Genomic DNA, 10,574 nt, shown 5'->3' on the forward strand with positions numbered 1-10,574 from the left:
CGCGAACCCTGGCCGTTCGGCCGAGGCGGGCGCGGGTCCGGGCTGGCGAGAGTGGGACCACTTCCTCCTCTCCGACCCTTCAGGAGTACGTGATGCAGTCCACCAGGTTCGTCATCGGGGTGATCGGCGGCGCGGCGGCCGCGGTCGCCCTCGGGGCGCTCGGCACCCATCTGCTCTCCGGCACGCAGTCCACCACCGAACTCGACGCGCACAGCACGGTGACGGTGGACGGCCACAAGGCGCTGTCGGCGGACATCGTCGCGGGCCGCGCGCAGAGCAGGTACCACCCGCTGCCCTGGGTCGGCGACAAGGTCTCCGGTGTCACCTGCCCCACGGGGCTGAAGGCCGTCGCCGGCGCGACCGTCACCTGCACGGGACGCAAGAGCGACGGTACGACCGTCGACATCCCGGTCCGCGTGGTCAAGGCCTCGGCCGACTCCGTGACGTGGAAGTTCGACCGCTCATGAGCAGCGTCCTGGCCGGTGTCGGCCTCACCAAGACGTATGGCTCCACCACGGCCCTGGCGGGCGTGGACGTGGCGGTCGGTGCCCGCGACTCGCTCGCGATCATGGGCCCGTCGGGCTCCGGCAAGTCCACCCTCCTGCACACGCTCGCCGGGATCATCCGCCCCGACGGCGGCGAGGTGCTCCTGCGCGGCGAGCGGATCGACGACCTGGGCGAGAACCGGCTCAGCGCGCTCCGCCGCAAACGCTTCGGATTCGTCTTCCAGTCCGGCCAGTTGCTCCCCGAACTGCCCGCCGAGGAGAACGTCGCCCTCCCGCTGATGCTGGAGGGGTTGCCCCGTGCACAGGCGGTGGAGCGCGCCCGGCGCTGGTTCGCACCGCTCGGTCTGGACGGCCTGGAGCGGCGCCGCCCGGGGCAGTTGTCCGGCGGGCAGGCCCAACGGGTCGCCATCGCCCGCGCGTTGGCGGTGGCGCCGGACGTGGTCTTCGCCGACGAGCCGACCGGCGCCCTGGACCAGGTGACCAGCACAGAGGTCGTACGTCTCCTCACGTCGGTGACCCGCGAGCAGGGTGCCGCCCTGGTGATGGTCACGCACGACGCCGATGTGGCCGCCCACTGCGACCGGATCCTCCAGGTCCGCGACGGCCGGATCACCAACTACAGCCAGTTCACCGCCAGTTGAGCCTCCGGAGCCCTCGATGCGTTCCCCCGTCCTGCCCCTGACCTGGCACCTCGCGAAATCGTCCGGCCGCCGCGGCTGGCAGAGCCAACTCCTCGCCGCCGCAGCGGCGGCGGTCGGCTCCCTCGTCCTCCTCACCCTGCTCGCCGCCTGGTTCGGCGCGGGCGCCCGCGCCGACCGCACCGCCTGGCGCACCCCCGAGGCGGACCGCCACGGCACCGCGATCCAGGCCCTCACCACGACCTATGTCCGCGACGAACCGATCACGGTCGTCTCCCTCGCCCAACTCCCCGGCCACAGACCGACACCCGCCCCACCCGGCCTCAGCACCTTCCCGAAGCAGGGCGAGTTGTACGTCTCCCCCGCCCTCGCGAGGCTCCTCCACGACCTCCCCTCCTCCCAACTGGCCGCCCGCTTCCCGGAGTCGACGTCCTACGGCACGATCGGCGCCGCCGGACTCGCCTCGCCCGACGAGCTCGTCGCCGTCGTCGGCCGCGCGCCCACGGACCCCGCCGTCTCCAAGTCGGCCGGACGGTACGGCATTTACGACCAGGGGCTGACCGAGCGCGCGGTGGTCTCCGGGTTCTCCGGTACGCGGCGCAGTGTGTTCACCGTCGACGACCAGTCGGCGGTCCTGCTCGGCGTGGGTCTCCTGGTCGTCCCCGTGATCGTGCTGGCCTCGGCGGCCGGACGGCTCGGTGCGGCCCGCCGGGAACAGCGGCTGGCCGCGCTGCGGCTCGCCGGTGCGACTCCCCGGCAGATCCTCGCGATGACCGGCGTGGAGGCGGTGGCGGTGGGTGCGGCCGGTGCCCTGACGGGTGCGCTTGCCTACGGCGCGCTGCTGCCCGCGCTCGCCAGGATCCCGTACGGAATCGGCAGTTGGTACACAGGGCAGTTGTGGGTGGGGCTGCCCTGGATGGCGGCGTTCGTGGTGGGAGTGGCCGCGCTGATCGCGGTGAGCGCGATGTCGATGCTGCGCCGGGTGGCGTCCGCGCCGCTCGGGGTCGCCCAGCAGTCCGACCCGCGCCGCACCCGGCTGATCCGGCTCGTCCTGTTCGTGGCGGTGCTGGTCTACATCCGGGTGAGCACGGACGGCGGCACGCTGAAGCCGGGGACGCTGGTCGCGCTGATGGTGCTGTTCTACGGCGCCTTCTGGATGTTCGGGCCGTGGGTCGTGGACCGGCTGGGCCGGATCGCGGGCCGCTTCGCCCGCCGCCCGGCGACCCTGCTGGCCGCACGTCGGCTGAGCGACGATCCGCGCGGGGCATGGCGGACGGTGAGCGGTCTGGTGCTGGCCGGGTTCGTCGCCGGGTTCTTCACCGTCGGGCAGCTCGGCATCGTCGGCTTCGACCAGCGGGGCCAGGTCGCCGTGCCCACCGCCAATGCCACCGCCGCCCGGCACGCGGTCGGCGAGGCCCGCACGCTGCTGCGCGCGGCGGGCGTCGAGGCGACCGTCGGCACCGCCGACGACGACTTCCTCCTCGGTGGCAGCGACGGCCTGGTCGTGCGTGTCTCCGGCGGACCGGCCGCCGTCGACACGGCCGTCACCGCGCTTCGGCCGCTCGGAGCGGGACGGCTCCCGTACACCGGCGCCTACGCGCAGGCACAGGACACCGCCGTCACCGACCGCCTGGCCCAACTCGGCACCGCCACCCTGGCGTTGAGCTTCCTCGTGGCCACGGCCTCGGCGGGGCTGACCGCCGCCGCGAACGTCCTGGACCGGCGTCGTACGTACGGTCTGCTCCGGCTGTCCGGCACCCCGCTGAAGGTGCTGGACCGGGCCAGGGTCCGCGAGACGGTCCTCCCCCTGCTGGTCCTGGCCGGCGGCACCACCGCGACGGGCCTGTACGCCGCCGTCCAGGTCGACAAGGCGGCCGGCAGCACGATCAGCACCTCCGGCGCCGTACAACTGGCCGTCTGCGTAAGCCTCGGTGCCCTCGCCCTGTTCACCGCGATCGGCGCGAGCCGCCCGCTGCTGCGCGCGGTCACCGCGGACCCGTCCCGGGCGACGGACTGACACCGGCCGTCCCCTTCCCCCTGAGGCATGATCGACCCATGACCGTCCCCGCCCCGCCCATCCGCGTGCTGATCGCCGACGACCAGGAGATGGTCCGTACCGGTTTCCGGTTCTTCCTGGACGCGCAGCCCGACATCACCGTGGTCGCCGAGGCCGTCGACGGCGAGGAGGCCGTGGAACTGGCCCGGCGCGAGCGGCCCGATGTCTGTCTGCTGGACATCCGGATGCCGAAGCTGGACGGTCTGGCGGCGACGCGGTTGCTGGCGGGGCCGGATGTGGTCGATCCGCTGCGGGTGGTCGTGGTGACGACCTTCGACCTGGACGAGTACGTGTACGGCGCGCTGCGCGGCGGCGCGTGCGGGTTCCTGCTGAAGGACTCGGGGCCGATCCTGCTGGCGGAGGCGGTCCGGGCGGCGGCGGCCGGTGACTCGCTGGTCTCCCCCTCGGTCACCGTCCGCCTGCTCAAGCACCTCACCGCCGCGACAGCCGAGACGCCCAAGCCGGCCCCGTCCGCCCCGGCGCTCCGCGAGCCGCTCACCGACCGCGAGGCGGAGGTCGTCCGGCTGGTCGCCCTCGGACGCACCAACGCCGAGATCGCCGCCGAGCTGTACGTCTCGCTGTCCACGGTGAAGACGCATCTCTCCAGCGTCCAGCTGAAACTCGGCGCGCGGAACCGGGTCGAGATCGCGGCCTGGGCCTGGCAGCACGGTCAGGTGCGGCCGGGTTCCTGAGCCGTCAGGCGGAGGGCTCGACGTCCACGGCCGCCTCCGCGTGGGTGACGAAGTCGTCGACCAGGCGGTGGAAGAGGGCAGCGAGATGCCGTAGGTCCTCGGAGGACCAGTGGATCAGTGCCATCTCGATGCCGCGGCGGCTCGCCTCGCGGATGCGGTGGACGGCGGCCAGGCCGCTGTCGGTGAGCTGGACGCGCTGGGCGCGGCCGTCGTCGGGGTCCGGGATCCGGACCACATGGCCGAGCTGCTCCAACTGCCGTAGCTGGCGCGTGACATGAGAGGCCTCGACCGACATCCGGACCGCCAGGACGCCGGGGCGCAGCGGCTCGCTCTCGGCGATGTACCGGAGGATCGCCACGGCGGCCCGGTCCAGCGGCAGCCCGGCCAGCGCCATCAGACGCTCGTGCTGCCGGGCCCGCCCGGCCAGGTAGGCGATACGGGTGAGGACCCGCTCGATCTCGGCTACGTCCTCCGGAACGGGCGCGGTCACGGGTGGCGATGTGGACATGCGTCCACCGTAACAGCTACTTGCCTGAGTTAAGCAAGGTCGAAACGATTGCTTGACTTAAGTAACGCATTTATGGTTGCCTAACTCAAGCAAGTCAAGAGCTGGGGTCACCGAAGCGGAGGTGTCCCCATCGCGCCGTACGCCGTGGGGACGGAGTATGGCGCCGTCACCGGTCCCGGCGGTCGGAGCACTCCCCCCGTCCGCCGCCGGGGCCGGTGACACCCCTCACGCACATGGAAAGCGAGCTCCCTCATGGCCACGATGAAGTCCGTCCAGACCGGCGCCGTCGACAAGATCGACGTGGTGGACGTCGAGCGTCCGGTGCCCGGACCGAAGGACGCCCTCATGAAGATCCGTGCCTGCGGGATCTGCGGCACCGACACCTTCTTCCTACACATCGGCGGCGGCCCCTTCGGAGCGGGCGGCGCCATGGTCCCGGTCCCCCTCGGCCATGAGCCGGCCGGCGAGATCATCGAGGTCGGCGCGGAGGTCGAGGGCCTGAAGACCGGGGACCGGGTGGTCGTCAACCCGCAGGGCGCGCCCTCCGGGATCATCGGCTGCGGCGGCAGGCACGGCGCCATGAGCGACTACCTCCTGCTGGAGGACTGCGAGATCGGCAAGAGCGTCACCGTCTTCCCCGACACCGTCCCGTTCGACGTCGCCGCGCTCAACGAGCCGATGGCCGTGGCCCGGCACGCCGTCAACCGTTCGGAGGCGAAGCCCGGTGACAAGGTCGTCATCTTCGGTGCCGGGCCCATCGGTCTGGGTGCGGCCATCTGGCTGAAGCTGCGCGGGGTCGAGCACGTCGTCGTCGCGGACGTCATCGCCTCGCGCCTGGAGACGGCGCTCGCCGTCGGCGCGGACGCCGTGATCAACTCCGCCGAGGAGGACGTCACCGCCCGGCTCACCGAACTGCACGGCCAGGCCGCCAACGCGCTGGGCCAGCCCCGCCCCGGCACCGACATCTACATCGACGCCGCCGGCGTCGCCGCGGTCGTCAACACCACGGTCGACTCCGCGAAGTGGGGCGCCAAGCTGGTGATGGTCGCCGTACAGAAGAAGGGCGCCGACATCGATCTCGGCGGGATGCTGCGCAGCGAGCTGACGCTGATCGCCTCGCAGGGCTACCCCACCGAGATCTTCGAGGTCACCCAGGAGATCGTCGAACACCACGAGCGCTTCGCCAAGTTGATCAGTCACCGGGTGCCCTACGGCGAGGTCGAGCGGGCCTTCGAGCTCGCACTGACGCCGGGCGCGGCGGAGAAGATCGTCGTCACCTTCGACGAGTAGCCGCGACCGCGTGCCTGTTCCCGTCGTCGGCGGCGGGAACAGGTGGCCGGTCGGCCGTCTCGGACAGGAACCCCCCACGTCATGATCCACAGCCTGCAGCGGCTGCTGCGCTGCCATCCCCGTACTGTCGATCTGCTCGTCGCCGCCGCGCTCCTCGTCTGCTCGTTCCCGGGCAGCATGCTGACGCTCCCGGGCCGCGACCTCGAAGTCCCCTGGTGGCCGGGCGTGTTGGTCACGGGCGTCTCCTCCCTCGCCCTGCTGTGGCGGCGCACCCTGCCGCGCACCACCGTGGTCGTCACCCTCTGCGGTGCCATGACCGTGGCCGCGCTCGGCTACCTCCTCACGGTCCTGGTGATCGGACCGCTGATGCTCGCGCTCTACACCCTGGCCCGGCTCTCCGACCGGACCACCGCGAACCTCTTCACCGTCTGCGGCATCGCCCTGCTGGTCGGCACGGGCCTGGTCGTGGGACCCGACACCGAACCGCTGGTCCTGAAGCTGCTCGGCCCGGCCTTCTGGCTGCTGCTGCCGACCTCCCTCGGCACCACGACCCGGCTGCGCGCGGCCTATCTGGAGGCGGTCCGCGCCCGCGCCGAACACGCGGAACAGACCCGGGAGAAGGAGGCACGGCACCGCGTCACCGAGGAACGCATGCGGATCGCCCGCGACCTCCACGACGTCGTCGCCCATCACCTCGTCCTGGCCAATCTCCAGGCCGGTACGGTCGTACGGCTGATGCGCAGCCGTCCCGAGGAGGCGGAGCGGATCGCCGCCGAACTCGCGGGCACCACGCTGTCGGCCGTACGCGAACTCAAGGCCACCGTCGGCCTGTTGCGCCACGCCGACGACTCGGAGACGCCCGCGGGGCCCGCCCCAGGACTGGCCCAACTCGCGGAGCTGGCCGCCTCGTTCGAGCCCGCCGGGCTGTCCGTCACCGTCAGCACCGAAGGCCGGCCACAGCCGTTGTCCGCCGGCGCCGACCTCACGGCGTACCGGATCGTGCAGGAGGCGCTCACCAACGTGACCAAGCACGCGGGCACCGGCTCGGCGGAGGTGCGGCTGAGCTACTCGCACGACCGGCTGGGCATCACCGTCACCGACCACGGCGGTACGACCCCGCCCGCCTCCCCCGCGTCCGGCAGCGGGTACGGCGTGATCGGCATGCGCGAGCGCGCGCTGTCCGCCGGTGGACGGCTTCGCGCAGGTCACCGGCCCGAGGGCGGCTTCGAGGTCGTCACCGAACTGCCACTGCTCTCCGCCGCACGGACCCATAACCAGAATGCACTTGCTTAACTCAATCAATCTCATTATGGTTGAGTAAGTCAAGCAAGCCGGTTCTCCGGCGGCTGTTCCAGCTCGTCCCTGCTCGTCACCCCCCGCTCCCGATGGAGGCACTGCCATGTCCGACGCCCTTGCCCGACCCGCCGAAGCGGGTTCCTCCGCTCCGCCGAGGTCGAACGCCGTCGTCGCGGTGCTGGCCCTCGCCGGGATCGTCGTCTCGCTCATGCAGACCCTGGTCATCCCGATCATCCCGGAGCTGCCGAAGTACCTGAACGCCTCCGCGTCGAACACGGCGTGGGCGGTCACCGCCACCCTGCTGGCCGCCGCCGTGGCCACCCCGGTCGTCGGCCGTCTCGGCGACATGTTCGGCAAGCGCCGGATGCTGCTGACCAGCATCGTCCTGCTGGTGTCCGGCTCGATCGTCTGCGCCCTGGCCGACTCGCTGGTCCCGATGGTCATCGGCCGCGCGCTCCAGGGCCTGGCCGCCGCGGTCGTCCCGCTCGGCATCAGCATCATGCGTGACGTCCTGCCCAGCGACCGGCTGGCCGGCTCCACCGCCCTGATGAGCGCCTCGCTCGGTGTCGGCGGCGCCCTGGGGCTGCCCTCAGCCGCCTTCATCGCCGACCACTACAACTGGCACCTCCTCTTCTGGGTCTCCGCCGTCCTCGGCGCCGTCGCCTTCCTGCTGGTCCTGCTGATCGTGCCCGAGTCCAAGGTCCGCACCGGCGGCCGCTTCGACCTGGTCGGCTCGCTCGGACTCTCCGCCGGGCTGATCTCCCTGCTGCTCGCGATCTCCAAGGGTTCCGACTGGGGCTGGACCAGCGCGACCACCCTGATCCTCGGCGTCGCCGCCGTCGCGATCCTGCTCTCCTGGGGCTGGTACGAACTGCGCAGCCCGCAGCCGCTGGTCGACCTGCGGACGACCGCCAAGCCGCAGGTGCTCTTCACCAACCTGGCCTCGATCGCCCTCGGCTTCTCGATGTTCGCGATGTCCCTGGTCCTCCCCCAGCTCCTGCAACTGCCCACGCAGACCGGTTACGGCCTGGGCAAGTCGATGCTGATGGTCGGCCTGGTCCTCGCCCCGCAGGGCCTCGTCATGATGGCCATGTCCGCCGTGTCCGCCCGCGTCACCAAGGCCAAGGGCCCGAAGGTCACCCTGATGATCGGCGCGCTGATCGTGGCCTCCGGCTACGCGCTGAACATCCTGCTGATGTCCGAGGTCTGGCACCTGATCCTGGTGTCCTGCATCATCGGCGCCGGTGTCGGCTTCACCTACGGCGCCCTGCCCGCCCTGATCATGGGCGCGGTCGACCCCTCCCAGACCGGCGCGGCGAACAGCCTCAACACCCTGATGCGGTCCCTGGGCACCAGCTTCGCCAGCGCCATCGCCGGTGTGATCCTCGCCCAGATGACCACCGACTTCGGCGGCGCAGCCCTCCCCTCCGAGAACGGCTTCAAGGTGGTCATGGCGATCGGCGCCGGAGCCGCACTGCTGGCCTTCTTCCTGGCGAGCCTGATTCCCAAGGCCCGCAAGGCGGTCGAGGCACCGGCCGACGAGGAGCCGACCCCGGCCTCCGAGGTCGCCGAGGCCAAGGCGTAAGGCATTCTGGCCATCGAGCACACGGCGGTCGCCGTCCCACGCACTGCGGGACGGCGACCGCCCTCGGCATACCGCGCACCCCATGTTTCCCCCGGACCGCACCGAGGAGCCCACGATGACGGAACCCGACTCCCTTGACACAGCGGCCGGTTCGGCCAGCGCACCCGTGGTGCGCCACGGCGCCGGTGCGGTGCGCGGACGACTCGAGGACGGGCTGGCGGTCTTCCGCGGCATCCCGTTCGCCGAACCGCCCGTCGGGGAGGCCCGGTTCCAGGCACCGCGACCCGTGCGCGGCTGGGACGGCGTACGCGAGGCCCACGACTTCGGTCCGCCGCCCCCGCAGGAGTCCGGATTCCAGGGCCGCACGGGTGTGTTGCAGGGCCCGACGGGCGACGACTGGCTGACCGTCAACGTGTGGACCCCCGCACCCGATCCGGCGGCCCGCCGGCCGGTCATGGTGTGGATCTACGGCGGTGCCTACAAGTTGGGACACGCGGGCAGCCCCGGCTACGACGCCCAGCACATCGCGCGGGACGGCGACCTCGTGGTCGTGACCTTCAACTACCGTGTCGGCATCGAGGGGTTCGCCCGGATCGACGGCGCCCCCGCCAACCGCGGACTGCTCGACCAGGTCGCCGCGCTGGAGTGGGTACGGGAGAACATCGCCGCGTTCGGCGGCGACCCCGAACAGGTCACCGTCTTCGGCGAGTCGGCCGGTGCCGGGTCGGTGGCCTCGCTGCTGGTGATGCCGAGCGCCGCCGGACTGTTCCGGCGGGCGATCGCGCAGAGCGTGCCGGGACCCTTCTTCTCCGACGAGTTGGCGAAGGACATCGCGGCCGCGATCGCCGCCGAGGCGGGGCTGCGCCCCACGGCCGCCGACCTCGCGACCGTCGACCCGCGTCAACTGCCGTCGGCGGGCGAGTCGTTCACCGCCAAGATGCACCAGTACGAGGACCGGTGGGGTGAACTCGCCCACATGGTCACCCCCTTCGCGCCCGTCGTCGACGGCGAGGTGCTGCCCACCACGCCCTGGCAGGGCGTCGCGGCGGGCGCGGCCCGGGACGTGGAGCTGATCGTCGGTCACAACCGGGACGAGTTCCGGCTGTTCACCGTGCTCGACGGGCAGTTCGGGAAGACCACCGAGGAGGACGCGGCGACCGCGCTGCGCCGGTTCGGGCCGGGCCCCGACGCCGAACAGGCCTATCGCGGCGCTTTCCCGGACGCCTCAGCGGGCGAGCTGCACGAACTCGTCCAGTCCGACCGGGTGTTCCGCATGCCCAGCCTCCACCTGGCCGAGGCGCAGGTCGCCGTCGGCGGACGCGCGCACGTCTACGAACTCACGTGGCCCGCACCGGGGTTGGGCGGCGTGCTGGGCGCCTGCCACGGTCTCGACATCCCGCTGCTGTTCGGCACGTTCACCGCGGACCTCGGCAATCTGCTGTTCGCCGACGTCGAGCCCTCCCCCGAGGCGCTGGCACTGTCGTCCCGTTTCCGCGCGTCCTGGACGGCGTTCGCCCGGACGGGTGACCCGGGCTGGCCCGCGTACGACGCCGGGCGCCGGTCGGTGCAGGTGCTCGACGTGGAGCCCTTCGTCACGGCGTACCCGGAGGAGGCCTCGCGGCGGCTGTGGGAGGGGTATGCCTTCGCCGCGCTGACGTTGGTCGAGTAGGAGCAGGCGGCCTTCTCGATCGGACTTCTCGGGCGGCTTTGTCGATCAGCCTTCTCGATCGGCTTTGCCGGGCGGCCTTCTCGGGCAGCTTTGTCGGGCGGCGCGGAACTCGCACGGCGCTGCCCACCGGCTCCTTCACCGGGATCGGGTTTGGGGCGATCACCCTCCCGCCGCCTGGCGCACGCCCCCTCCTGCCACTCGGCGCGCGACGCACGCCCCACCCCTCGTGCCGGTACACCGCTCTCCCCCGCACCTCACCCGCCCGAGTCCTCAGCCTCCCGAGCCGTCACCCTCCCGATTCCTCGCCCTTCCCACCCACCATCCGCTCCAGCCG

Annotated in this window: 9 protein-coding genes; 8 read left to right on the forward strand and 1 reads right to left on the reverse strand. The window is 71.9% G+C overall.

What is annotated here, in order from left to right; all coding sequences use genetic code 11:
- Positions 1–92 precede the first annotated feature (92 nt).
- Genes JHN63_RS40950 through JHN63_RS40965 form a run of 4 tightly spaced genes read left to right on the forward strand, consistent with a single transcriptional unit; the run spans position 93 to position 3,892 of the window.
- Positions 93–467: a DUF4333 domain-containing protein gene (locus JHN63_RS40950; protein ID WP_200690198.1), complete on the forward strand. Its 375-nt coding sequence runs from the start codon at positions 93–95 to the stop codon at positions 465–467.
- A complete protein-coding gene (locus JHN63_RS40955; RefSeq protein WP_200690199.1) occupies positions 464–1,147 on the forward strand; it encodes an ABC transporter ATP-binding protein in 684 nt (227 codons plus the stop codon). Before JHN63_RS40950 ends, JHN63_RS40955 begins: the two co-directional genes overlap by 4 nt.
- A gap of 16 nt (positions 1,148–1,163) precedes the next feature.
- Positions 1,164–3,161 (forward strand): ABC transporter permease, encoded by a 1,998-nt coding sequence (locus JHN63_RS40960; RefSeq protein WP_200690200.1) that lies wholly within the window; start codon positions 1,164–1,166, stop codon positions 3,159–3,161.
- Positions 3,162–3,199: 38 nt separating this feature from the next.
- Positions 3,200–3,892, forward strand: a complete 693-nt coding sequence (locus tag JHN63_RS40965; protein WP_200690201.1) for a response regulator transcription factor — start codon at positions 3,200–3,202, stop codon at positions 3,890–3,892.
- Between the two features lie 4 nt (positions 3,893–3,896).
- Here JHN63_RS40965 and JHN63_RS40970 read toward each other — a convergent pair whose 3' ends face one another.
- The gene (locus tag JHN63_RS40970; RefSeq protein WP_200690202.1) at positions 3,897–4,400 is read right to left on the reverse strand and encodes a MarR family winged helix-turn-helix transcriptional regulator; all 504 of its coding nucleotides are present in this window, start codon (positions 4,398–4,400) and stop codon (positions 3,897–3,899) included.
- A 252-nt stretch (positions 4,401–4,652) separates the two neighbouring features.
- On the opposite strand from JHN63_RS40970, the gene JHN63_RS40975 reads away from it, so the two are divergent.
- The 4 genes from JHN63_RS40975 (at position 4,653) to JHN63_RS40990 (ending at position 10,240) form a co-directional block, all read left to right on the forward strand.
- Positions 4,653–5,690: a zinc-binding dehydrogenase gene (locus JHN63_RS40975; RefSeq protein WP_200690203.1), complete on the forward strand. Its 1,038-nt coding sequence runs from the start codon at positions 4,653–4,655 to the stop codon at positions 5,688–5,690.
- An 81-nt stretch (positions 5,691–5,771) separates the two neighbouring features.
- A complete protein-coding gene (locus JHN63_RS40980; protein ID WP_200690204.1) occupies positions 5,772–6,983 on the forward strand; it encodes a sensor histidine kinase in 1,212 nt (403 codons plus the stop codon).
- A gap of 106 nt (positions 6,984–7,089) precedes the next feature.
- Positions 7,090–8,571: an MFS transporter gene (locus JHN63_RS40985; RefSeq protein ID WP_200690205.1), complete on the forward strand. Its 1,482-nt coding sequence runs from the start codon at positions 7,090–7,092 to the stop codon at positions 8,569–8,571.
- Positions 8,572–8,686: 115 nt separating this feature from the next.
- On the forward strand, positions 8,687–10,240 hold the full coding sequence (locus JHN63_RS40990) for a carboxylesterase/lipase family protein (RefSeq protein ID WP_234478452.1): 1,554 nt from the start codon (positions 8,687–8,689) through the stop codon (positions 10,238–10,240).
- The last annotated feature ends 334 nt before the right edge of the window (positions 10,241–10,574 follow it).

It is taken from the genome of Streptomyces sp. MBT65 (assembly GCF_016612545.1).
GTDB lineage: Bacteria > Actinomycetota > Actinomycetes > Streptomycetales > Streptomycetaceae > Streptomyces.

Coding starts and splice junctions, on each gene's coding strand:
- JHN63_RS40950 (WP_200690198.1), top strand. CDS start 93: ATGCAGTCCACCAGGTTCGTCATCGGGGTGATCGGCGGCGCGGCGGCC.
- JHN63_RS40955 (WP_200690199.1), top strand. CDS start 464: ATGAGCAGCGTCCTGGCCGGTGTCGGCCTCACCAAGACGTATGGCTCC.
- JHN63_RS40960 (WP_200690200.1), top strand. CDS start 1,164: ATGCGTTCCCCCGTCCTGCCCCTGACCTGGCACCTCGCGAAATCGTCC.
- JHN63_RS40965 (WP_200690201.1), top strand. CDS start 3,200: ATGACCGTCCCCGCCCCGCCCATCCGCGTGCTGATCGCCGACGACCAG.
- JHN63_RS40970 (WP_200690202.1), bottom strand. CDS start 4,400: ATGTCCACATCGCCACCCGTGACCGCGCCCGTTCCGGAGGACGTAGCC.
- JHN63_RS40975 (WP_200690203.1), top strand. CDS start 4,653: ATGGCCACGATGAAGTCCGTCCAGACCGGCGCCGTCGACAAGATCGAC.
- JHN63_RS40980 (WP_200690204.1), top strand. CDS start 5,772: ATGATCCACAGCCTGCAGCGGCTGCTGCGCTGCCATCCCCGTACTGTC.
- JHN63_RS40985 (WP_200690205.1), top strand. CDS start 7,090: ATGTCCGACGCCCTTGCCCGACCCGCCGAAGCGGGTTCCTCCGCTCCG.
- JHN63_RS40990 (WP_234478452.1), top strand. CDS start 8,687: ATGACGGAACCCGACTCCCTTGACACAGCGGCCGGTTCGGCCAGCGCA.